Annotated in this window: 23 protein-coding genes; 4 read left to right on the plus strand and 19 right to left on the minus strand. The window is 67.7% G+C overall.

What is annotated here, in order from left to right; genetic code table 11:
- Nucleotides 1-22 precede the first annotated feature (22 nt).
- The gene (secF, locus tag C666_RS10730; protein ID WP_004338309.1) at nt 23-955 is read left to right on the plus strand and encodes a protein translocase subunit SecF; all 933 of its coding nucleotides are present in this window, start codon (nt 23-25) and stop codon (nt 953-955) included.
- A 79-nt stretch (nt 956-1034) separates the two neighbouring features.
- Here the strand turns inward: secF and C666_RS10735 are convergent, their stop codons facing one another.
- Both C666_RS10735 and purB read right to left on the minus strand, forming a co-directional pair.
- Nucleotides 1035-1352, minus strand: a complete 318-nt coding sequence (locus tag C666_RS10735; protein WP_004338311.1) for a DUF2322 family protein — start codon at nt 1350-1352, stop codon at nt 1035-1037.
- Nucleotides 1353-1441: 89 nt separating this feature from the next.
- Nucleotides 1442-2818 carry an adenylosuccinate lyase gene (purB, locus tag C666_RS10740; RefSeq protein WP_004338313.1) on the minus strand — a complete coding sequence of 459 codons (1377 nt, stop codon included), beginning with the start codon at nt 2816-2818 and terminating at the stop codon, nt 1442-1444.
- Between the two features lie 78 nt (nt 2819-2896).
- Between purB and apaG the strand changes: the two genes are divergently transcribed.
- Entirely contained in the window at nt 2897-3292 is a 396-nt protein-coding gene (gene apaG, locus C666_RS10745) for a Co2+/Mg2+ efflux facilitator ApaG/CorD (RefSeq protein ID WP_004338315.1), read from the plus strand.
- Nucleotides 3293-3374: 82 nt separating this feature from the next.
- Here apaG and pqqE read toward each other — a convergent pair whose 3' ends face one another.
- Genes pqqE through pqqA form a run of 5 tightly spaced genes read right to left on the minus strand, consistent with a single transcriptional unit; the run spans nt 3375 to nt 6681 of the window.
- Entirely contained in the window at nt 3375-4529 is a 1155-nt protein-coding gene (pqqE, locus tag C666_RS10750) for a pyrroloquinoline quinone biosynthesis protein PqqE (protein ID WP_004338317.1), read from the minus strand.
- Nucleotides 4526-4816: a pyrroloquinoline quinone biosynthesis peptide chaperone PqqD gene (pqqD, locus tag C666_RS10755; RefSeq protein ID WP_004338319.1), complete on the minus strand. Its 291-nt coding sequence runs from the start codon at nt 4814-4816 to the stop codon at nt 4526-4528. The genes pqqE and pqqD overlap by 4 nt, the downstream gene beginning before the upstream one ends.
- Nucleotides 4813-5604, minus strand: coding sequence for a pyrroloquinoline-quinone synthase PqqC (gene pqqC, locus C666_RS10760; RefSeq protein WP_004338321.1), 792 nt, complete (start codon nt 5602-5604; stop codon nt 4813-4815). Before pqqC ends, pqqD begins: the two co-directional genes overlap by 4 nt.
- A 33-nt stretch (nt 5605-5637) precedes the next feature.
- On the minus strand, nt 5638-6552 hold the full coding sequence (gene pqqB / locus C666_RS10765) for a pyrroloquinoline quinone biosynthesis protein PqqB (protein ID WP_004338323.1): 915 nt from the start codon (nt 6550-6552) through the stop codon (nt 5638-5640).
- A gap of 54 nt (nt 6553-6606) precedes the next feature.
- Entirely contained in the window at nt 6607-6681 is a 75-nt protein-coding gene (pqqA, locus tag C666_RS21085) for a pyrroloquinoline quinone precursor peptide PqqA (protein WP_004338324.1), read from the minus strand.
- A gap of 185 nt (nt 6682-6866) precedes the next feature.
- Between pqqA and C666_RS10770 the strand changes: the two genes are divergently transcribed.
- Nucleotides 6867-7817: an alpha/beta fold hydrolase gene (locus C666_RS10770; RefSeq protein ID WP_004338325.1), complete on the plus strand. Its 951-nt coding sequence runs from the start codon at nt 6867-6869 to the stop codon at nt 7815-7817.
- 60 nt (nt 7818-7877) lie between these two features.
- Here the strand turns inward: C666_RS10770 and argJ are convergent, their stop codons facing one another.
- Nucleotides 7878-9116, minus strand: a complete 1239-nt coding sequence (argJ, locus tag C666_RS10775; protein ID WP_004338327.1) for a bifunctional glutamate N-acetyltransferase/amino-acid acetyltransferase ArgJ — start codon at nt 9114-9116, stop codon at nt 7878-7880.
- 19 nt (nt 9117-9135) lie between these two features.
- Nucleotides 9136-11865, minus strand: coding sequence for a preprotein translocase subunit SecA (gene secA / locus C666_RS10780; RefSeq protein WP_004338329.1), 2730 nt, complete (start codon nt 11863-11865; stop codon nt 9136-9138).
- Between the two features lie 110 nt (nt 11866-11975).
- Here secA and C666_RS10785 point away from each other — a divergent pair, with 110 nt between their 5' ends.
- Nucleotides 11976-12407 (plus strand): DciA family protein, encoded by a 432-nt coding sequence (locus C666_RS10785; RefSeq protein ID WP_004338331.1) that lies wholly within the window; start codon nt 11976-11978, stop codon nt 12405-12407.
- A 72-nt stretch (nt 12408-12479) separates the two neighbouring features.
- Here the strand turns inward: C666_RS10785 and C666_RS10790 are convergent, their stop codons facing one another.
- From C666_RS10790 to murD, 10 genes are all read right to left on the minus strand, one after another.
- Complete coding sequence (locus C666_RS10790; protein ID WP_004338334.1) at nt 12480-12668, minus strand: hypothetical protein; 189 nt, start codon at nt 12666-12668, stop codon at nt 12480-12482.
- 31 nt (nt 12669-12699) lie between these two features.
- On the minus strand, nt 12700-13626 hold the full coding sequence (gene lpxC, locus C666_RS10795; RefSeq protein WP_004338336.1) for a UDP-3-O-acyl-N-acetylglucosamine deacetylase: 927 nt from the start codon (nt 13624-13626) through the stop codon (nt 12700-12702).
- 245 nt (nt 13627-13871) lie between these two features.
- Entirely contained in the window at nt 13872-15017 is a 1146-nt protein-coding gene (ftsZ, locus tag C666_RS10800; protein WP_004338338.1) for a cell division protein FtsZ, read from the minus strand.
- A gap of 141 nt (nt 15018-15158) precedes the next feature.
- Nucleotides 15159-16388, minus strand: coding sequence for a cell division protein FtsA (gene ftsA / locus C666_RS10805; RefSeq protein ID WP_004338339.1), 1230 nt, complete (start codon nt 16386-16388; stop codon nt 15159-15161).
- Nucleotides 16388-17242, minus strand: coding sequence for a cell division protein FtsQ/DivIB (locus C666_RS10810; protein WP_004338342.1), 855 nt, complete (start codon nt 17240-17242; stop codon nt 16388-16390). Before C666_RS10810 ends, ftsA begins: the two co-directional genes overlap by 1 nt.
- Nucleotides 17235-18149: a D-alanine--D-alanine ligase gene (locus tag C666_RS10815; RefSeq protein ID WP_004338343.1), complete on the minus strand. Its 915-nt coding sequence runs from the start codon at nt 18147-18149 to the stop codon at nt 17235-17237. Before C666_RS10815 ends, C666_RS10810 begins: the two co-directional genes overlap by 8 nt.
- Nucleotides 18146-19561, minus strand: coding sequence for a UDP-N-acetylmuramate--L-alanine ligase (gene murC, locus C666_RS10820; RefSeq protein ID WP_004338345.1), 1416 nt, complete (start codon nt 19559-19561; stop codon nt 18146-18148). Before murC ends, C666_RS10815 begins: the two co-directional genes overlap by 4 nt.
- Entirely contained in the window at nt 19558-20628 is a 1071-nt protein-coding gene (gene murG / locus C666_RS10825) for an undecaprenyldiphospho-muramoylpentapeptide beta-N-acetylglucosaminyltransferase (protein ID WP_004338347.1), read from the minus strand. Before murG ends, murC begins: the two co-directional genes overlap by 4 nt.
- The gene (ftsW, locus tag C666_RS10830) at nt 20625-21854 is read right to left on the minus strand and encodes a putative lipid II flippase FtsW (protein WP_004338349.1); all 1230 of its coding nucleotides are present in this window, start codon (nt 21852-21854) and stop codon (nt 20625-20627) included. Before ftsW ends, murG begins: the two co-directional genes overlap by 4 nt.
- Nucleotides 21851-23183: UDP-N-acetylmuramoyl-L-alanine--D-glutamate ligase (gene murD, locus C666_RS10835; RefSeq protein ID WP_004338352.1), on the minus strand; the 1333-nt coding region annotated here is incomplete at its 5' end. The genes ftsW and murD, both read right to left, overlap by 4 nt.

The following is a 23183-nucleotide window of genomic DNA, read 5'->3' on the forward strand; positions in this document are numbered from 1 at the left end:
GCGGAACAAGGGAAACGCAATCATGGAATTCTTCCGCATCAAGAAAGACATCCCGTTCATGCGCCACTCGCTGGTGTTCAACGCGATCTCCTTCGCCACCTTCTTGCTCGCGGTGTTCTTCATCGCCACGCGCGGCCTGCACCTGTCGGTCGAATTCACCGGCGGCACGCTGGTCGAGGTCACCTACGCCGAGGCCCAGCCGCTGGAGCCGATCCGCGCGGCGCTCGCGGCCGACGGCAACACCGACATCCTGGTGCAGCACTTCGGCAGCGCGCGCGACGTGCTGATCCGCCTGCCGAACCGCGACGACATCGACAGCAACGGCATCGCCGACCGCGTCATGTCCGCGCTGCACAAGATGGAGGCGCCGCCACCGGAACTGCGCCGGGTCGAGTTCGTCGGCCCGCAGGTCGGCAAGGAACTCGCCAGCGACGGCGCGATGGCGCTGCTGCTGGTGATCATCGGCATCGTCGTCTATCTGGCGCTGCGCTTCGAGTGGCGCCTCGGCGTCGCCACGATCATCGCCAACCTGCACGACGTCATCATCATCCTGGGCTTCTTCGCCTTCTTCCAGTGGGAGTTCTCGCTGGCGGTGCTGGCGGCAACGCTGGCGGTGCTGGGCTATTCGGTGAACGAGTCGGTGGTGATCTTCGACCGCGTACGCGAGACCTTCCGCAAGAAACGCGGCTACACCACCACCCAGGTCGTCGACCATGCGATCACCAGCACCATCTCGCGCACCATCATCACCCATGGCAGCACGCAGATGATGGTGCTGTCGATGCTGGTCTTCGGCGGCGAGACGCTGTACTACTTCTCGCTCGCGCTGACCATCGGCATCTGCTTCGGCATCTACTCCTCGGTGCTGGTCGCCAGCCCGCTGGCGATCTGGCTCGGCATGAAGCGCGAGCAGTTCGTCAAGCCCAAGAAGGAAAAGGAAGAAGCCGTGGTCTGAGTTCGGCCCCGCTCCACCAGGACGAAAGGCGCTCGCAGGGGCGCCTTTCTCTTTTGTGCGTCCCGTCCGCGCCGGGCGATCAGACCGCGAACACCTGCTTCACGCGCAGTGTTTCTCCCCGCTCCATCAATCCGATCAGGCGGTCGATGTTGGGATGCTTGCCAGGGTTGGTACGCGCATCCTCGCCATGTTCGGCATACAGCTCCAGGCCCTTTTTCGCCGCCTCGGGCGTGATCGCGCCATAAAGCTGGGCGAGATGGTTGTAGATCGCCAGCGATCCGGCCTGCCCCGGCTTGTTCTCGATCGTCGCCACGGTACAGCCGGCAGCGTCGATCAAGTTGAATGCGGAAAGGTGCGACACGCCGGGCATCGTTTTGAGGTTGTCGGCAAAAGCCATTCGTTTGCTCCTTGGTTTCAGCAAAACGCCACCCTCGGGTGGCGTCGGCAAGACGAGGGCCGGCGACATGCCGGCCGCTACCGGGACGATCAGATGCGGCGCGCCAGTTCGGCGGCCTTGCCGACGTAACTGGCCGGCGTCATCGCCAGCAGGCGCTCGCGCTCGGCGGCGGGAATCGCCAGCGTGCGGATGAAGTCCTGCAGCGCCTCGCGGGTGATGCCCTTGCCGCGCGTCATGGCCTTGAGCTGCTCGTAGGGGTTCTCGATGCCGAAGCGGCGCATCACGGTCTGCACCGGCTCGGCCAGCACCTCCCAGCAATCGTCGAGGTCGGCGGCGAGACGAGCCGGCTCGGCCTCCAGCTTGCCCAGGCCGCGCAGGCAGCTGTCGAGCGCCAGCACGGTGTGGCCGAAACCCACGCCCATGTTGCGCAGCACGGTGGAATCGGTCAGGTCGCGCTGCATGCGCGAGATCGGCAGCTTCTCGGAGAAGTGCTTCAGCACCGCGTTGGCGATGCCGAAGTTGCCTTCGGCGTTCTCGAAGTCGATCGGATTGACCTTGTGCGGCATCGTCGACGAGCCGACTTCGCCTTCCTTCAGCTTCTGCTTGAAGTAGCCGAGCGAGATGTACATCCAGATGTCGCGGCAGGCATCGATCAGCATCGTGTTGGCGCGGGCGATGGCGTCGAACAGCTCGGCCATCGCGTCGTGCGGCTCGATCTGGATCGTGTATTCGTTGAAGGCCAGGCCGAGCGACTCGATGAAGCGGCGGTTGAAGCCTTCCCAGTCGAATTCCGGCCAGGCCGACAGGTGGGCATTGTAGTTGCCGACCGCGCCGTTGAACTTGGCCGTCATCGCCACCCCGGCGATCGCGCCGCGGGCACGCACCAGGCGTGCGGCGATGTTGGCCATTTCCTTGCCCAGCGTGGTCGGGCTGGCGGGCTGACCATGGGTGCGCGACAGCATCGGCAGCTCGGCAAGCGCATGGGCCAATTCGCGGAAGCGGGCGATGACGGCATCGAACGCGGGCAGCAGCACCTGGTCGCGGCCTTCGGCCAGCATCAGCGCGTGCGAGGTGTTGTTGATGTCTTCCGAGGTGCAGGCGAAATGGATGAATTCGGACACCTTCATCACTTCGGCATTGTGGCCAAGGCGCTTCTTCAGCCAATACTCCATGGCCTTGACGTCGTGGTTGGTGGTGGCCTCGATCGCCTTCACCGCCTCGCCGTCCGCGGTCGAGAACGTATTGACGACGCCATCCAGCTCGGCAATCGTGGCCGGCGAGAACGCCGCGATCTCCGCCAGCGACGCCTCAGCCGCCAGCGCCTTCAGCCATTCGACCTCCACCTTCACCCTGCTGCGGATCAGGCCATGCTCGGAAAAATGGACGCGCAGGCCCGCGACCTTGCCGTGGTAGCGGCCATCGAGCGGGGACAGGGCGGTAAGCGGAGACGGTACGGCTTGGGACATGGCGGCGATTCCGGGCAAAAGTGCTATTTTACCGCTTCACCCCGGTGAAGCAGAAAACAAACGACCAACGAGAAGACCGTGAGCACACCCGACACCCCACTGCCCCCCTACCGCATCGAGGTATCGGCCAAGGCCGAGTACGTCGCGGCACAATCGCGCCCCGAGGATGAGCACTACGTCTTCGCCTACCACGTCACCATCCGCAATGCCGGCAGCCAGCCCGCGCAGTTGCTCAGCCGGCACTGGGTCATCACCGACGGCAACGGCAAGGTGCAGGAGGTGCACGGCCAGGGCGTCATCGGCGAGCAACCCCTGCTCGCACCGGGCGAGAGCTTCGGCTATACCAGCGGCTGCGTGATGGAAACGCCGGTCGGCACCATGCACGGCAGCTACCAGATGGTGGCGGGCGATGGTCATCGCTTCGACGCCGCCATCGCCCCTTTCATGCTGGCGATGCCGCACGTGCTGCACTGAAGCCCAGGCACGCGCCGCCCGCCGTCACGGCCCAGAAGCAGCGGCCGCATCCAGCGCGAAGCAAGCGGCACCGGCTACGGCTTCATGCATCCGCCGCTTTCGCCCCGAGTTCGCGCGACCGGCGCGGATCGCGGAACACCAGCGGCTTTGCGCCCCCCTTCCACGCCGGCGAGCAGGCCTGCTCCACCGCTGCGCGCACCCTGTCATGCTCGGGCGAGCGGTCGCACACCGGGTCGGCCGCGGCCGGGTCGCCGGCCAGCATCCAGGCCTGGCAGCGGCAGCCGCCGTGGTCCTTGTCCTTGTCGGGACAGGCACGGCACGGGTCCTTCATCCAGGCGTCGCCACGATAGCGGTTGAAGCCCTCGGAGCCGTACCAGATCGAGCGGACGTCCATCTCGCGCACATTGGGAAAATCCAGCCCCGGCAACATGCGCGCGGTATGGCAGGGCAAGGCCGTGCCGTCCGGCGTCACCGTGAGGAAGACCTGGCCCCAACCGTTCATGCACTTCTTCGGCCGCGTCTCGTAGTAGTCGGGCACGACGAAGAAGATGCGGATGCGGTCGCCGAGGCGTTCCCGGTACGCGTTGGTGATGCGCTCCGCACGTTCGAGCTGGGCACGCGACGGCATGAGCTGGTCACGGTTGAGCAGCGCCCAGGAGTAATACTGGCTGTTGGCCAGCTCCAGGTATTCGGCGCCCAGTTCGACCGCCATCTCGATGATGCGGTCGATGTAGTCGATGTTGAGGCGATGGATCACGCAGTTCATGACCATCGGCCAGCCGTTGTCCTTGATCAGGCCAGCGACGCGCTGCTTGAGATCGAAGGTGCGGGTGTGCGAGAGGAAATCGTTGAGCTCGCGCGTCGAATCCTGGAACGAAAGCTGGATGTGGTCCAACCCCGCGGCCTGCAGCGCCTGCGCCCGTGACGCAGTCAGGCCGACGCCCGAGGTCAGCAGATTGGTGTAGAAACCGAGGCGGTGGGCCTCCGCCACCAGCGTTTCGAGATCGTCGCGCATCAGCGGCTCGCCGCCCGAGAAACCGCACTGCACGCTGCCGGCCGCGCGCGCCTCGCGCAGCACCCGCAGCCAGTCTGCGGTGGAGAGCTCCGTTTCGTGGCGGGCGAAATCCACCGGGTTGTAGCAGAAGGCGCAGTGCAACGGACAACGGTAGGTCACCTCGGCCAGCAGCCACAACGGCGGGCCGGGCTGGTTGGCGGACGGCGGCAGCGGCGCGTTCATGGCCGCGCCTGCGCCGCTTCGACCCACTGCTGCCCGCGGGCCATGTCGATGAAGCCGGCCACGTCCGCCGCCAGGCCGCTGGCGCCGAAGCGCTGCTCCAGTTCGGCGACGATGGCATCCAGCGTGCGGCTGCCGTCGCAGCGCAGCAGGATCTCGCCGGCGCTGCGGTTGAGCCTGACCATGCCTTCCGGGTAGAGCAGCACCCACGCCTGCTGTGCGTCCTCCCACTGCAGGCGGAATCGGCGCGACAGGCGGGGGCCGACGTCGGTGGCGCAAGGCGCGTTCATGCCCTGGCCCCCCGGATCTCGATCTCGCACTGGTCGAGCATGATCGCGTCGGCCAGCGCCCACAGCACGTCGAGCTTGAACTGCAGGATTTCCAACGCACGCTCCTGCAGCGCGCGGGTCTGGCTGAAGTGGTCGAGCGTGAAGCGCAGGCCATGGTCGACGTCGCGGCGCGCCTGGGTCAAGCGCTTACGGAAATACTGCAGCCCCGCCGGATCGACCCAGGGATAGACCTGCGGCCAGGTATCGATGCGCTGCTGGTGGATGTGCGGCGCGAACAACTCGGTGAGGCTGGACGCGACCGCCTCCTCCCACGGCCGCTGGCGGGCGAAGTTCACATAGGCATCGACCGCAAAGCGCGCCGCCGGCGCCACCCGGCGCAGCGAGGTGATCTCTTCGCGCGCCAGCCCCACGGCCTCGCCCAGCCGGATCCAGGCTTCGATGCCGCCGGGGTCCGCGACACCGCCGACGTCCCAGCCGTCGTGGTCGAGAATGCGCCGTATCCACTCGCGGCGGATCTCGCGGTCCGGGCAGTTGGCGAGAATGGCCGCATCCTTCAGCGGAATCGAGATCTGGTAGTAGAAGCGGTTGGCCACCCAGCCGCGCAGTTGCGCCGGGGTGAGCCGGCCTTCGGCCATCATCACGTGGAACGGATGGTGGATGTGATAGCGCGTGCTCTCGCCGCGCAGCCGTGCCTCGAACTCCGCGCGCGGCAAGGGCGCGGCCCCATCGCCCGCGCGCGCTGCAGCGGCCTGGGGGGAATGCGGCATGGCGATCGGTTCGGCTTCCATCGGCGTCTCCTCGCGGTATGAAACGGAATGCGTCTACAGCTCGATCACCATCCCGTCCCAGGCGACCTCGACGCCGCGCGCGTCCAGCTCGGCGCGCTCGGGGCTGTCCTCGTCCAGGATGGGATTGGTGTTGTTGATGTGGATCAGTATCTTGCGAGTGGCGGCCGGCAGCCGGCCGAGCCATTCCAGCATGCCGCCGGGGCCGCTCTGGGGCAGATGCCCCATGGCACGCGACGTCTTGGCCGAGGCGCCGAGGCGGATCATCTCGTCGTCGGTCCACAAGGTGCCGTCGACCAGCACGCAATCGGCGGCCTCCATCGCCGACCAGACTGCGGGCGTCATCTCGCCGAGGCCGGGCGCATAGAACAGCCGGCGGCTGCTGCGCAGATCGGTGAGCGTGACGCCGATGTTGTCGCCGGGCTGCGGACGGTCGCGCCGCGGCGAATACGGCGGTGCGTTGCTGGTGAGCGGCAGCGCGGCGAAGCCGATGCCCGACACGCCGTCGATGGCGAAATCGCCGTGCAGCGGAATCTCGTGCAGATCGAGCCCGCAGTAATGGCCAAGCACGCCGAACAGCGGATTGCCGGTCGACAGGTCTTCGCGCACCGGCGCGGTACACCACAACGCATGCGGCTGGCGGTGCTCGCGCAGCATCAGCAGGCCGGTGGTGTGGTCGATCTGCGCATCGATCAGCAAGATGGCGCGGATCGCGGTATCGCGCAGGGTGCGGGCCGGCTGCAGTTCCGGCGCCTCGCGCAATTGCTGCAGGATGTCGGGCGAGGCGTTGAACAGCACCCAGCCGCCGCCGTCCCCGCTCGCCGCGATCGACGACTGGGTGCGGGCGCGGGCATGCACGCTGCCGCGGCGCAGGCCGTCGCAATTGCCACAGTTGCAGTTCCACTGCGGAAAGCCGCCGCCGGCGGCCGAACCGAGAATGCGAACCTTCACCTCATGCCCTCCAGCAGGGTTCGCCGGGGTCGCGATGCGCCCCCGGCAGCGGCATCAGCGCGTCGCGATGTACATCGTGATTTCAAAGCCGAAACGCATGTCGACGGCGGTCGGTGTTTCCCATTGCATGGCATGTCTCCTGATGTGGTCGGAATACCGGGTTGCGCCCGGCGCGATGCCGGCGAATCCAGCCGGGCACGATGCATAGCGTGCGCTCGGCGGCGCCGGCCGGCATCGGCGAAATCCTGAAGCGGCGCTCGCGATTTTCATGAAGCCGGCGCCACAACGGCACACGGGCGGACAGGCGCGCTAGCATGGCCGCCATGCAAGCCGCACCCGCCACCCCCCTGGACATCCGCGACCCCTGGCAACAGGGCTGGCTCGACGTGGGCGATGGCCACGCCATCCGCTTCGAGCAGTGCGGCAACCGCGCCGGCACGCCGCTGCTCTTCCTGCACGGCGGCCCGGGCAGCGGCTGCAGCGCACGCCACCGCACGCTGTTCGACGCCACGCGCTTCCGCATCGTGCTCTTCGACCAGCGCGGCTGCGGCCGCAGTACGCCGCGCGGGGCGCTCGCCGCCAACACCACGCCGGACCTCGTGGCGGACATCGAGCGCTTGCGCCGCCACCTCGGCATCGCCCGCTGGCTGGTAAGCGGCGGCTCATGGGGCTCGACGCTGGCGCTCGCCTACTGCGCGCACCACCGGCAGGCCTGCCTGGGCGCAGTGCTGCGCGGCATCTTTCTCGCCCGCCGCGAAGACATCGATGGCTTCTTCGATGGCGCCGCCGCGTCGCAGCAGGCGGAGCACGCCCGCCTCGCCGCCCGCGTGCCGGGGAGCGGGCGGCTGGCGGAACGGATTTTCGCCGCGGTGCTCGGAGACGATCGCACGCATGCGCTCGATGTCGTCCGCCACTGGATGCAATGGGAAGAAAGCCTCACCCGCGGCAGGCCCACACCGCTGCCATGGCTGGATGCAGCCGGCGAAGCCCGTGCGCTCGACAAATACAGGGTGCAGGCACATTACCTGCGCCACGACTGCTTTATGGCGGCGGGTGAATGGCAGGCACGGGCGGAATCACTGGCGGGACTGCCGGTGAGCCTGCTCCATGGCCGCAAGGATGCGGTGTGCCGCCCCGAAGGCGCACTCGCCTTGCACCGACATCTGCCCGGCAGCCGTCTGACATGGGTGGAGGATGCCGGCCACGATCCTTTCGAACCTGCGATGCGGGCAGCGTTGCGCGATGCCTGCGCGGCATTCGGCTAAAAAAGAGGCCCGCTTACGCAGGCCTCGGTGTGCTTCGCTACGGCTTGCCGCAGCCGCGCTTCAGGAACGGTAGTCGGCGTTGATCTTGACGTAGTCGTACGAGAAATCGCAGGTCCATACCGTGGCGGCGGCGTTGCCGCGGGCGAGATCGATACGCACGCTGAGTTCCGCGTGCTGCATGATGCGCGCACCGGCCTCTTCCACGTAGGACGCCGCCCGCCCGCCATGCTCGGCGACCAACACCGATTCGTCCGGGTTGCCGAGCCACACGCGCAGCGCCGACACGTCGAGATCGTCGATGCCGGCGTAGCCGATCGCGGCCAGGATGCGGCCCAGGTTGGGGTCGGAAGCGAAGAACGCCGTCTTCACCAGTGGCGAGTGCGCCACCGCGTAGCCGACCTTGCGGCATTCGTCGCGGTCCGCGCCGCCTTCCACCGCGATCGCCATGAACTTGGTCGCGCCTTCGCCGTCGCGCACGATGGCCTGCGCCAGCGCGATCGACACCTCGACCACCGCATCGCGCAGGGCCTGGTAGTCCGCACCGCTCGCCGCGGAGATTTCCGCATTGCCGGCCCGGCCGGTGGCGATGAGGATGAAGGAATCGTTGGTCGAGGTATCGCCATCGACCGTGATGCTGTTGAACGACAGATCGGCGGCCTCCCGGACCAATGCGTCGAGCACGGGCTGCGCGACGGCCGCGTCGCAGGCGAGGAAGCCGAGCATCGTCGCCATGTTCGGCCGGATCATGCCGGCCCCCTTGCTGATGCCGGTCAGGGTCACCGTCCTGCCACCCACCTGGACCTGCTTCGACACGGCCTTGGCGAGCGTATCGGTGGTCATGATGGCGTGCGCGGCATCGAACCAGCCGTCGGCGCGCAGGTCCGCGATCGCACGCGGCAGGCCGGCGCTGATCCGGTCGACCGGCAGCGGCTCGAGGATGACGCCGGTCGAGAACGGCAGCACCTGTTCGGCGGCGACACCCACTGCCGCCGCCAGGGCGTCGCTGGTGGCGCGCGCCGCGGCCAGGCCGGGCTCGCCGGTGCCGGCGTTGGCATTGCCGGTGTTGATCAGCAGCGCACGGATCTTGCCGGACGGCAGACGCTCCTTGCACACCTGCACCGGCGCGGCGCAGAAGCGATTGCGGGTGAAGACGCCCGCGGCACGGCTGCCTTCGGCAAGTTCGATCACCGTCAGGTCGCGGCGGCCGGCCTTGCGGACACCCGCCTCGGCGACGCCGAGACGGACGCCGGCGACCGGCAGCAGATCGGCGGGATTCGGGGTATTCAGATTGACGGCCATGCGGATCTCCGAGAAGGGCTCAGCTCAATTTACCGTGGCAATGTTTATATTTTTTGCCCGAACCGCAGGGGCAGGGATCATTGCGCCCGACGCGCGGCCCTGCCTGGGCCGGCTGCTGCCCCCTGTCCGCCTGTCCGGGATTCGCGGCGGCGAGCGCGGCATCCTGGTCGGCATGGTGATACTGCACGTTTTCCAGCGCGGGCGGCGCTTCCACCTCTTCGAGCTGGGCCTCGGTGCGGACCTGGACGGTCATCAGGATCTTGCTGACGTCGGCGCGGATGGCGTCGAGCAGGGTCTCGAACAGCTCGAAGGCCTCGCGCTTGTACTCCTGCTTCGGGTTCTTCTGCGCATAGCCGCGCAGATGGATGCCCTGGCGCAGATGGTCCAGCGCGGCGAGGTGCTCACGCCAGTGGGTATCGAGGCTCTGCAGCATCACGTTGCGCTCGAACTGGTGCCAGGCCGCCCGGTCGACCATCGAGGTCTTGGCGGCGTAGGTTTCCTCGCCCGCCGCGACGATGCGCGCCAGCATCGTGTCGTCGCCCAGGCTCGGCTCGGCCTCGATCCACTCGCCCACCGGCAGCTTCAGCGCCAGCTCGGAGGCCAGCGCCAGCTCCAGCCCCGGGATGTCCCACTGCTCCTCGACGCTGTCCTGCGGCACGTAGCGGCGGAACAGGTCGTGGATCACGCCCTGGCGCATCGCCTGGACGGTGTCGGAGATGTCCTCGGTTTCGAGCAGCTCGTTGCGCTGCTGGTAGATGACCTTGCGCTGGTCGTTGGCGACGTCATCGTATTCGAGCAATTGCTTGCGGATGTCGAAGTTGCGCTGTTCGACCTTGCGCTGCGCGGATTCGAGCGAACGGGTGACCATCCCGTGCTCGATCGCCTCGCCTTCGGGCATCTTCAGCCGCACCATGATCGCGTTGAGACGCTCGCCGGCGAAGATCTTCATCAGCGGGTCTTCCAGCGACAGGTAGAAGCGGCTGGAGCCCGGATCGCCCTGCCGGCCGGAACGGCCGCGCAACTGGTTGTCGATGCGGCGCGACTCGTGGCGCTCGGTGCCGATGATGTGCAGGCCGCCCGCGGCGATCACCTGTTCGTGCACCTTGGCCCAGTCCTCGCGCATCGCGACGATCTTCGCCTCCTGCTCTTCGGGCGACAGGCTACCGTCCTCGCGCACCAGCGAAACCGGCTTCTCGATGTTGCCGCCAAGCACGATGTCGGTGCCGCGGCCGGCCATGTTGGTGGCGATGGTCACCACGCCGGGGCGACCCGCCTGGGCCACGATCTGCGCCTCGCTGTCGTGCTGCTTGGCATTGAGCAGCTGGTGCTCGATCTTCGCCTTCTTGAGCAGGCCGGCGAGGAATTCATTGGTCTCGATCGAGGTCGTGCCCACCAGCACCGGCTGGCCGCGCTGGACGCAGTCGCGGATGTCCTCGATCACGGCCTCCCATTTCTCCTTCGCGGTACGGTAGACCTTGTCGTTCTCGTCCCGTCGCTGGGTCGGCTTGTTGGTCGGGATCACCACCGTCTCGAGGCCGTAGATGGAGTGGAACTCGAAGGCTTCGGTGTCGGCGGTGCCGGTCATGCCGGCGAGCTTGCCGTACATGCGGAAGTAGTTCTGGAAGGTGATCGAGGCCAGGGTCTGGTTCTCGGCCTGGATGCGCACCCCTTCCTTGGCCTCGACCGCCTGGTGCAGGCCGTCGGACCAGCGCCGCCCGGCCATCAGGCGGCCGGTGAATTCGTCGACGATGACGACCTCGCCGTTCTGCACCACGTAGTGCTGATCCTTGTGGTACAGCGCATGCGCCCGCAGCGACGCATACAGGTGATGCACGAGCAGGATGTTGCCCGGGTCGTACAGGCTCGCGCCTTCGGCCAGCAGGCCCATGCGCATCAGGATCTGTTCCGCGTTCTCGTGGCCGTCCTCGGTCAACAGCACCTGGTGCGACTTCAGATCGACGGTGTAGTCGCCCGGCTCGGTGACGTTGTCGCCCTCGCCTTCCTGCTTCTTCAGCAGCGGCGCGACCTGGTTCATCTTCAGGTACAGCTCGGTGTGGTCCTCGGCCTGGCCGGAGATGATCAGCGGCGTGCGCGCCTCGTCGATGAGGATGGAGTCCACCTCGTCGACGATGGCGAAGTTCAGGGCGCGCTGCACGCGCTCGCTGGCCGCGTAGACCATGTTGTCGCGCAGGTAGTCGAAGCCGAATTCGTTGTTGGTGCCGTAGGTGATGTCGGCGGCATAGGCCGCCTGCTTCTCGGCATGCGCCATGCGCGACAGGTTGCAGCCGGTCGTCAGGCCGAGAAAGCCGTAGATGCGCCCCATCCACTCGGCGTCACGGCTGGCGAGGTAGTCGTTCACCGTGATCACATGCACGCCCTTGCCCGACAGCGCATTCAGGTAGGCGGGCAGCGTGGCGACCAGGGTCTTGCCTTCGCCGGTGCGCATCTCGGCGATCTTGCCGTTGTGCAGCACCATGCCGCCCACGAGCTGGACGTCGAAGTGGCGCATGCCATGCACGCGCTTGCCGGCCTCGCGCACCACCGCGAAGGCCTCGGGCAGGAGGGTATCAAGCGCCTCCCCGTTGGCCACGCGCTGCTTGAACTCGGCGGTCTTGCCGCGCAGCGCCTCATCGGACAACGCGGAAATCTCCGGCTCGAGCGCATTGATCTTGCGCACGGACTGGAAATACTGACGGACGAGGCGGTCGTTGCGACTACCGAAGATTTTCTTGAGCAGGCCGGAGATCATGTTTGAGGGTCGACGTCGATTCGGCAAAGGCGCGAGTTTATCATGCCGCACCGGGCGCCCCACTGCACACCGCTGCACGACCCGTCCCCCTCCCATACCTGCACACCCCGATGAGCCGACCCATCCACCGTTTTCTAGGCAGCGGCGAAACCCTCGCCCGCCTGCAGGACCATGCCGCACGCCTGCGGCGGCTGCAGACCGTGCTGGAGGCCGCCCTGCCCCCCCAGTTGGCGGAGCAATGCCACGTGGCCAACCTGAAGGACGAGGCGCTGGTCGTCACCACGCGCAACGGCGCCGCCGCGGTACGCCTCAAGCAGATGCTGCCCAGCCTGCTCGAACACTTTCTGCGCGCAGGCCACGCGCTGGGCGCGATCAAGGTCAAGGTAGGAACCCCCGAGCAACTGCCCTGGCGGGCGCCCGCGGTGGAGCGCCACATTTCGGCCGACGCAAAAGCCGGACTTGCCGGGTTCGCCGCCACGTTGCCGCCGGAATCGCCACTGCGCGAATCGCTGGAGCGGCTGATCAGGCGCGGGCGGGAATGACGGGCAAAGCGGCGGCCGCACGGAACGGCCGGAGGGCAGGACGGCGCGCTGGCTGCACGCCACAGATGCCGCTCACAACATCGGCGCCAGAACCCGCTCGACGGCGAACAGCGCCAGGATGGCCAGCAGGAGCACAACCACGATGCGGAAGGCCTTCCACGCCCAGGCCTTGAAGCGTGGATTGCCGGTGATCAGCCACAGGATCACCGAACCGCCGATGCCGAGCACGGCCAGCAGCAGCAACAGGCGCATGATCAGCATGGCGGCCTTGCAACTTGACGCGGCATCGGAATCAGGCCCTCGCCAGCAGCGCGTCGCCGAACTGATGGGCGACGGCGGGCGGCGTGGCCTTCGGCTGATCGAAGCTGACGATCTCCCAGGCTTCGCTGTCTTCGAGCAGCACGCGCAGGATCTGGTTGTTCAGCGCGTGGCCGGCCTTGTGCGCCGAATAGGACGCCAGCAGCGGATGGCCGCACAGGTAGAGGTCGCCGATGGCGTCCAGCACCTTGTGCTTGACGAACTCGTCGGCGTAGCGCAGGCCCTCGGCGTTGAGCACGCGGTACTCGTCCATCACGATCGCATTCTCCAGGCTGCCGCCGAGCGCGAGCCCGTTGGCCTGCATGAACTCCACGTCCTGCATGAATCCGAAGGTGCGCGCGCGCGCCACGTCGCGGATGTAGGAATGCTCGGCGAAATCGATCGTCACGCGGGTCGAGGTGCCGTCGATCGCGGGATGATTGAAGATGATCGAGAAACTCAGGCGGAAACCGTCGTAAGGCTCCAGGCGCACCCATTTGTCGCCCTCGACATATTCGACCGCCTTCTTCACGCGCAGGAACTTCTTCGGCGCCGTCTGCTCCTCGATGCCCGCCGACTGCAGCAGGAACACGAAGGGCGCGGAACTGCCGTCGAGGATGGGAATCTCGGGCGCATCGACATCGACGTGCAGGTTGTCGATGCCGAGGCCGGCCAGCGCCGACATCAGGTGCTCGACGGTCCCGACCTTCTCGCCGCCCTTCTCCAGGCCGGAACACATGCGCGTGTCACAGACGGCATAAGGGTCGGCCGGCAGGCTCAGCGGCGGCTCCAGATCGACGCGATGGAAGACGATGCCGCTATCCGGCGCCGCCGGACGCAGCACGAGCGTCACCTTGCGCCCGCCGTGCAGACCGACGCCGGTGGCTCTGACGATGGATTTGAGGGTGCGCTGCCTGATCATTGTTGCGTTCCTTGTATCGGCAGCGATTTTAGCACGTGGCCGGAAACGGGACGGACTACGAGGCCGATCCGAGGGCGCTGTCGCACACGCGGCGGCAATGCGGCGGCGCCGGGCAACGGGCCGCCCGATGGCCCGCTTCAAACACGAAACGGGCATCTCCCCCGAACCGGAGGCGGCGGTTCGGAGGAGATGCCCGTCGCACACCCGGCCCCCGCCGGAACGCGAGGCGCCGGGGCGGCTGCGAATCAGTCGGCCTGGCGCCGCAGGAAAGCCGGAATGTCGTAGGTCCCGACGCCGCTGGTGCTCATCGCTTCGACCGTCGTGCGGCGGCCGGTGCGCATCACCGCCGGCACGTCGAGGCTGTTCATGTCGACGGCGCCACCGCCCATCGCCGGGCCGTAGGTGCCGGTGCCCTTCACCACTTCCATGATCGGCTGGCGGGCGGTGCGCGGCGCACCGAGGCCGGTGGCGACGACGGTGATGCGGATGCGATCCTCCATGCTTTCGTCGAACACGGTGCCGTACTTGACGAAGGCTTCCGGCGCGGCAAAGGCCTGCACGGTCTTCACCGCGTCGCGCACTTCGGACATCTTCAGCGACTTGCTGGCGGTGATGTTGATCAGCACGCAGCGCGCGCCGGACAGCTCGGTGCCTTCGAGCAGCGGCGACACCGCGGCCTGCTCGGCGGCGATGCGCGCGCGGTCCATGCCGGCGGCCTCGGCCGAACCCATCATTGCGCGGCCCATCTCGGCCATCGCGGTGCGCACGTCCTGGAAGTCGACGTTGACCAGGCCGGGCACGTTGATGATCTCGGCGATGCCGCCGACGGCCGAGCGCAGCACGTTGTCGGCCGAGCGGAAGCACTCTTCGAAGCCGGCGTCGTCGCCATAGACGTCGAGCAGCTTGTCGTTGAGCACGACGATCAGCGAATCGACGTGGCGAGTCAGCTCTTCGACGCCGCTCTCGGCGACGCGGATGCGATTCTCGAAGTCGAAGGGCTTGGTCACCACGGCAACGGTCAGGATGCCCATCTCCTTGGCGATCTCGGCCACCACCGGTGCGGCGCCGGTACCGGTGCCGCCGCCCATGCCGCCGGTGATAAACACCATGTGCGCACCTTCCAGCGCGGTGGCGATCTCGTCGCGCGACTCCTGCGCCGCGGCGCGCCCGGCCTCGGGCTTGGAGCCAGCGCCGAGGCCGGTACCGCCGAGTTGTACCTTGTGCGAGGCCAGGCAGCGGTTCAGCGCCTGCGCATCGGTGTTGGCGGAGATGAACTGCACCCCCTTCACCCCCTCGCGGATCATGTGGTCGACGGCATTGCCGCCCGCGCCACCGACACCGATCACCTTGATGATCGTGCCGGACGGCTCTTTCTCAACGATTTCAAACATTTGCCTCGCCTCCTGAATTAACGGCCCTGCTCAACAACGAACGCCGACCAGCCTGCATCTAGTAATAGCCGGAAAGTTTAATACTAAATACGGACTGCTCAATCGACCTTCATACAAAATGACCGGACTTTTCGCGTCCGCTCAGAAATTCCGCTCGAACCACGACTTCATGCGTCCGAAAATCTGTTTCACGCTGCGCGTATCGCGCGTCTGCAAGCCTCGCCGGCGCTGCGCCGCGCCCTCCATGACGAGCCCCATCGCGGTGGAATAGCGCGGCTGGCAGACCACGTCCGCCAGGCCGCCGTCGTACTGCGGCGCGCCGACGCGTACCGGCATGTGGAACACGTCCTCGCCCAGTTCGGCCATGCCGCGCATCACCGCCGAGCCGCCCGTCAGCACGATGCCGGACGACAGCAGCTCTTCGTAGCCGCTGCGGCGCAATTCGGCCTGGACCAGTTCGAACAGCTCGGACACGCGCGGCTCGATGACATCGGCCAGCGCCTGACGCGAAAGCTTGCGCGGCGGCCGGTCGCCCACGCCGGGTACCTCGATCATCTCTTCGGGGTCGGCCATCTGGTGCATCGCCACGCCATGGCGGATCTTGATTTCCTCGGCCTCGGCCGTCGGCGTGCGCAAGGCCATCGCGATGTCGTTGGTGATCTGGTCGCCGGCGACCGGGATGACCGCGGTATGGCGGATCGCGCCCTGGGTGAACACCGCGATGTCGGTCGTGCCGCCGCCGATGTCCACCATGCACACGCCCAGTTCCTTTTCGTCGTCGGTCAGCACCGCGTGACTGGATGCCAGCGGCTGCAGGCTCAGGTCCATGACCTCGAGACCGCAGCGGCGCACGCATTTGATCACGTTCTGCGCCGCCGACACGGCGCCGGTGACGATATGCACTTTGACTTCAAGGCGCACGCCGCTCATGCCGATCGGCTCGCGCACGCCGCCCTGACCGTCGATGATGAATTCCTGGGTCAGGATGTGCAGGATCTGCTGCTCGGCCGGAATCGGCATCGCGCGCGCGACCTCGATCACGCGGTCGACATCCGTCGGCGTGACTTCCTTCTCCTTGATCGCGACCGTGCCGCTGGAGTTGAAGCTCTTGATGTGGCTGCCGGCGATGCCGGTATACACGTCGTGGATCTTGCATTCGGCCATCAGCTCGACCTCCTGCACCACGCGCGAGATCGCATCCACCGTGGCCTCGATATTGACCACCACGCCGCGCTTGAGGCCGTTGGTGGGCTGCGTGCCCAGGCCGACGACGTTGAGCCGGCCATCGGGCCGCACCTCGGCCACCATGCAGGTCACCTTGGCCGTGCCGATGTCGAGGCCGACGATCAGATCCTTGTATTCCTTGCTCATTACCTGCCCTTCCTGGCGCTTTGCGGAGCGGACTGCAGCAGCACCGTGCCATCAGCCGGTGTCAGCGCGAATCCGCTCGGGTAGCGCAGATCCGCTACCTTGATATCGATGTCGACCTGTTCCCTCACCCGCGGCCAGACCGTGATGAAACGCGTGAGCCTGTCGGCGAGCTGGGAACGCTCCTGCTCCCGGCCGAGCATGATCACCAGGCCGTTGTCGAGCCTAAGCTGCCAGGCCTCGCGCGCCGACAGCGCCAGCCCGACCAGGCGCGCGCCCATCGGCTGCAGCAGTTGCGAGAACTCGCCATGGCGCGCCAGCAGCCAGCCCGACGTGCCCTGCGGCCCGTCGAAATGCGGCATATCGGCGTTGCTTGCGGCGACGAAAACCTCGCCCTGCACATTCACCAGCCGCGCGTCGCCGCTGTCGGATACCGTCCAGTAGGCCACGGCCTGGTGTTCCTCGATGCGCAGTTCGAGCGCGTCCGGCCAGCGCCGCCGCACCTCGGCCTTGCGCACCCACGGCAGCTTCTCGAAGGTGGCCTTGACCGCATCGAGATCGACGGTGAAGAAGTTGCCTTCGATCGCGGTGCGGGCGGCATATTCAAGTTGCTCCTCGGTCACCTGATCCGGTGGCGTCAGCACCACGATCTCGCCGATCGGGAACAGCGGCCGCGACACGAACCAAATCACCAGCGCCCAGCCCAGGCCAATCGCCGCCAGCAGGGTCAGCAGATCGGAGATCAGGTTGAGCAGCGCCGGCCTGTGCCACAGCCCCTTCTCGGCGCGCGCGCGCGTCGCCCCCCGCTCCGGACGGGCGGAACGGATGGCCGCGGGACGCGCGCTCACTTCAGCCAAGGCGGGCTCCTTCCAGAATCTTCAGACACAGGGTCTCGAAATCGAGACCGGCCACGCGCGCCGACATCGGCACCAGCGAGTGGCTGGTCATGCCGGGCGAGGTGTTCATCTCCAGCAGGTAGGGCCTGCCGTCGGCGGTGAGGATCAGGTCGCCCCGCCCCCAGCCCCGGCAGCCGAGCACACGGGCGGACTTCATCACCAGCGTCCGCAGCTCGGCTTCCAGCTCGGCAGGCAGGCCGCAGGGGCAGTCGTAGCGGGTGTCGTCGGTGAAATACTTGTGCTGGTAGTCGTAGTTGCCGTCCGGCGCGACGATGCGGACCAGCGGCAGCGCCTGGTCTTCGAGGAAGGGCGCGGTCAGTTCCTCGCCGGTGATGAATTCCTCGGCGATCACCAGGCTGTCGTAGCGCGCGGCGAGTTCCCAGGCGGCTTTCAACTGGTCCGCGGCGACGACCTTGGTCGCGCCCATGCTCGAGCCCTCGTGCACCGGCTTGACGAAGATCGGCAAGCCGAGATCCGCCGCCACCGCATCCCAGTCGGTATCCGCTTCGAGGATGGCGTAGCGCGGCGTCGGCAGGCCGCAGGCCAGCCACACCATCTTGGTGCGCCACTTGTCCATCGACAGCGCCGAGGCCATCACGCCGCTGCCGGTGTAGGGAATGCCCATCAGCTCCAGTGCGCCCTGCACCGTGCCGTCCTCGCCGCCACGGCCGTGCAGCGCGATGAAAACGCGTTCGAAGCCCTCTTCCTTGAGGATGTGCAGGTCGCGTTCGGCCGGATCGAAGGCGTGCGCATCCACGCCGGCGCCCTGCAAGGCGGCAAGCACCGCCCGGCCGGACATCAACGACACCTCCCGTTCGGCCGACGAGCCGCCGAACAGCACCGCAACCTTGCCGAATCGCGCTTTCACGACACATCCTCGATCGACGCGAGCTTGCCCGGCACCGCGCCGATGCTGCCCGCCCCCATGGTGATCACCACGTCGCCATCGCGCGCGGCGGAAAGAATCATTTTCGGCATGTCGGCGATGTCCTCGACGAACACCGGCTCGACGGCGCCGGCGACGCGCAGCGCACGCGCCAGCGAGCGCCCGTCCGCAGCGACGACCGGCGCTTCGCCCGCGGCATAGACTTCGGCCAGCAGCAGGCCATCGACCGTCGACAGGACCTTGACGAAATCCTCGAAGCAATCGCGCGTGCGAGTATAGCGATGGGGCTGGAATGCCAGCACCAGGCGCCGGCCGGGGAAGGCGCCGCGCGCGGCGGCGATCGTCGCGGCCATTTCCACTGGGTGGTGGCCATAGTCGTCGACCAGCGTGAAACTTCCGGCCTCGTCGCCGTCCTGGTCCAGCAGCTGCACTTCGCCGTAGCGCTGGAAGCGCCGGCCGACGCCGCGGAAATCCGCCAGCGCCTTGACGATGGCCGCGTCCGGCACCTGCACCTCGGTCGCCACGGCGATCGCCGCCAGCGCATTGAGCACATTGTGCATGCCGGGCAGATTGAGTTCGATCGGCAGCCGCGTGGTCCTGCCGTTCACCCTCACGCAGTCGAACAGCATGCGCCCGCCCTCGGCGCGCACGTTCTCGGCGCGGATGCTGGCGCTCGGCGACAGGCCGTAGCGCACGATCTGCTTCGACACCTGCGGCATGATCTCGCGCACGTTGGCGTCGTCCTCGCACAGTACGGCCACGCCATAGAACGGCAGCCGCTGCAGGAAATCGACGAAAGCCTGCTTGACGCGGCTGAAATCATGGTCATAGGTGTCCATGTGATCGGCATCGATATTGGTGACGACCGAGATCACCGGGCTCAGCAGCAGGAAGGACGCATCCGACTCGTCGGCCTCCGCCACCAGGTATTCGCCCTTGCCCAGGCGCGCATTGGCGCCGGCCGCATTCAAGCGGCCACCGATGACGAAGGTGGGATCGATGCCGCCCTCGGCGAGGATGCTCGCCACCAGCGACGTCGTCGTGGTCTTGCCGTGGGTGCCGGCGATGGCGACGCCCTGCTTGAAGCGCATCAGCTCGGCCAGCATCTGCGCGCGCGGCACGATGGGGATGCGGCGCTCGCGGGCGGCCACCACCTCGGGGTTGTCCGGCTTGACCGCGGTGGATACGACCAGCACGTCGGCATTGGCGACGTTGGCCGTGTCGTGGCCGCGCACGACGCGCGCGCCCATCTTCTGCAGGCGCCGGGTCGCGGCGTTGTCGCCGAGGTCCGAGCCGCTCACGGCATAGCCCTGGTTCACCAGCACCTCGGCGATGCCGCTCATGCCGGAACCGCCGATACCGACGAAATGGATGTGCCTGACCTTATGCTTCATGTGTCGTCTCCGCCGGCCAGTTCCTCGCAGGCGCGGGCAACCTCGGACGCCGCCAGGGGGCGGGCCAGGGCGCGGGCATGCTCGGCCATCTGCAGCAGGCGCGGGCGGTCGAGGCTGGCGAGGATGCCGGCCAGCCGTTCGGCGTTGAGTTCTGTCTGCGGCAGCAGGTAGGCGCCACCGCGATCGGCGAGGAAACGGGCGTTGCCGGTCTGGTGATCGTCCACCGCGTGCGGGAAAGGCACCAGCAGGCTGGCCGCCCCCACCGCGGCCAGTTCGGACACGGTCAGCGCGCCAGCGCGGCAGATCACCAGGTCGGCCTCGGCATAGGCACTTGCCATGTCGTCGATGAAGGGGCGCAGATCGCCCTCCACCCGCGCGCGCGCATAGGCCGTGCGCAAGGCATCGATCTGCTTCTCGCCCGCCTGGTGCAGCACCTGCGGCCGGGTTCCGGCCGGCAGAAGGCCGAGCGCGGCGGGAACCGTGTCGTTGAGCGCGGCCGCGCCGAGGCTGCCGCCCACGACGAGGATGCGCAGCGGCCCTTCGCGCCCGGCAAAGCGCTCGGCCGGCGGTGCGACGGCCGCGATCTCGGCCCGCACCGGGTTGCCGACCCAGCGCCCTTTCTTCAATACCTCGGGGAAACCCGTCAGCACGCGTTCGGCCACGCCCGCCAGCACGCGGTTGGCAAGTCCGGCCACGGAATTCTGTTCGTGCAGCACCAGGGGACGGCCGAGCAGCGCCGCCATCATGCCCCCCGGAAAAGTGATGTAGCCGCCCATGCCCAGCACCACGTCGGGCCTGGCGCGGCGCAGTTCGCGCAGCGCCTGCCAGAAGCCGGACAGCAGGTTCAGCGGCAGCATCAGCTTGCGCACGACGCCCTTGCCACGCAGGGCGCCGAAACGCACCCAGGCCGTTTCGTAGCCGCGCGCCGGCACGATGCGCGCTTCCATGCCGTCGGGGTTGCCCATCCACACCACGCGCCAGCCCTTCTCGCGCAGCGCCTCCGCCACCGCGATGCCCGGGAAGATGTGGCCGCCCGTGCCGCCCGCCATGACCATCAGCGTCTTCATGCGCTGCCTCCGCGCTTGAGCTGGCGCACTTCCCAGTCGCAGCGCAACAGGATCGCGAGGGCCACGCAGTTGGCGACGATGCCCGAACCGCCGAAGCTCATCAGCGGCAGGGTCAGGCCCTTGGTGGGCAGCAGGCCCATGTTCACGCCCATGTTGATGAAGGACTGCACGCCGATCCACAGGCCGATGCCCTGCGCGACCAACCCGGCGAAGTAGCGTTCGAGCCGGATCGCCTCGCGCCCAATGACGAAGGCACGCTGCACCAGCAGTGCGAACAGGGCGATGACCACCATGATGCCGACGAAGCCGAGTTCCTCGGCGATGACCGCGAGCAGGAAATCGGTGTGCGCCTCGGGCAGGTAGAACAGTTTCTCCACGCTCGCGCCGAGGCCGACGCCGAACCACTCGCCACGGCCGAACGCGATCAGCGCATGCGACAGCTGGTAGCCCTTGCCGAAAGCGTCCTTCCACGGGTCCATGAACCCGAGCACGCGTTCCAGTCGATAAGGAGAGCTGAGGATGAGGATGATGAAACCGACCACGGCGGCGATCGCCAGCAGGGCGAAGACACGGCCATTCACCCCCCCCAGGAAGAGCACGCCGAAAGCGATCGTGGTGATGACGACGAAGGCGCCGAAGTCCGGCTCGCGCAGCAGCAGGAAGCCGACGAACAGGATCACCGCCATCATCGGCAGGAAGCCGCGCTTGAAGCTGCTCATCGCATCGAGCTTGCGCACCGTGTAGTCGGCGGCGTAGAGCGCGGCGAAGATCTTCATCAGCTCCGATGGCTGCAGGTTGACCGGCCCCAGCGAAAGCCAGCGCTGCGCGCCATTGACCTCGCGCCCCACGCCCGGGATCAGCACCACGATCAGCAGCACCACGCCGGCCACGAACAAGGCCGGCGCCAGTTGCTGCCAGCGTGCCATCGAAAGCTGGAAGGCCGCGAGCCCGCAGACGATGCCGATGGTCATGAACAGCGCATGCCGCATCACGAAATAGTACGGCTGGTAGCCGGTGAAACGGCTGCCCTCGGCGATCGCGATCGACGCCGAATACACCATCACCAGCCCGAGCAGCAGCAGGCCGACGGCCGACCAGATCAACAGCGGATCGAGCTCGCGCGTCGAACCGCCCCCACGCACGAAACGATCCGCGGCACGCGGGCCGGAACCGGCCTTGCGCGAAGCGGAAGAAAACATGCCCGTCAGGCTCGCACCCAGCTTCATCGCGCTTCGACCCCCGGCAGGCGCCGCACCGCGGCGACGAACACTTCGGCGCGGTGGGCGTAATTGCGGAACATGTCCAGGCTGGCGCAGGCGGGAGAAAGCAGCACCGCATCCCCGGCCCGTGCCAGGGCACCGGCCCGGGAGACCGCGCCTTCGAGATCGTCCGCGTGTTCGACCACCGCAGCGGAACCGGCGAGGGCGGCACCGATCAATCCGGCATCGCGGCCGATCAGCACCACCGCGCGCGCCTTGCCGGCAACGGCAGGAGCCAGCGGCGAAAAGTCCTGTCCCTTGCCGTCGCCACCGGCGATCAGCACCACCGGGCGGTCGAAGCCGTCCAGCGCGGCGACCGTCGCGCCAACGTTGGTGCCCTTGGAATCATCGTAGAAGCGCACACCGTCGGCGCGCTCGGCGACCAGTTCGACGCGGTGCGGCAAGCCGCGAAAGGCACGCAGGCCGGCGGCCAGGCGTCCGGGCTCGATGCCCAGCCCTGCCTCGCACAAGGCCAGCGCGGCCAGCGCATTCGCGGCATTGTGGCGCCCCGCGAGCGGCAGTTCGGCCAGCGCGAGCAAAGCCTGCCCGCCGCGCACCAGCCAGTCGGCGCCGTCGTGGCGGGCAATGCCGTAGTCGTGCGCCGAACCGGGCGCATCGGTGCCGAAGCGGATCATGCGCCGTCCCGGCAAGGCCATCGCCGCGACGCGCGCGTCCTGACGGTTGAACACCTGCACGCCGCGCCCCTGGAAGATCGCGGCCTTGGTCGCGGCATAGGCGTCGACGCCGGCGTAGCGGTCGAGGTGGTCGTCGCTGACATTCAGCACCGTCGCCGCCTCGGCATCGAGCCCGCGCAGGGTTTCGATCTGGAAGCTGGACAGTTCCAGCACCCAGCAGGCGGGCAATTCGGCGCCCAGTTCCAGCCGCTCCATCAGCACGTCGAGCGCGGCCGGGCTGATGTTGCCTGCAGCCACCGCGTCGACGCCCGCGGATTGCGCCAGCGCGGCGGCCAGCGCCGTGGTCGTGGTCTTGCCGTTGGTGCCGGTGATGGCGAGGATGCGGCTGCGGTCGCGCACGCCGAGTTCGGTGAGCGCCTGCGCCAGCAGACTCATCTCGCCGGTGACGGGCAGGCCGCGGCGGACCGCCTCCGCAGCGACGCCGGCACGCGGATCGAGGCCCGGGCTGAGGGCGACGAGCTCAATGCCGTCGAGCACTTCGGCGCCGAAGCCGCCGGTGACGATCTCGGCCAACGGGGCATCCTCGCGCAGCGCGTCCAGGCCCGGCGGCGTGGCGCGGCTGTCGGCCACGCGCACGCGCGCGCCGCGCAGCGCGCACCAG

Origin of the sequence: Thauera linaloolentis 47Lol = DSM 12138 (assembly GCF_000310205.1) — a bacterium.
GTDB lineage: Bacteria > Pseudomonadota > Gammaproteobacteria > Burkholderiales > Rhodocyclaceae > Thauera > Thauera linaloolentis.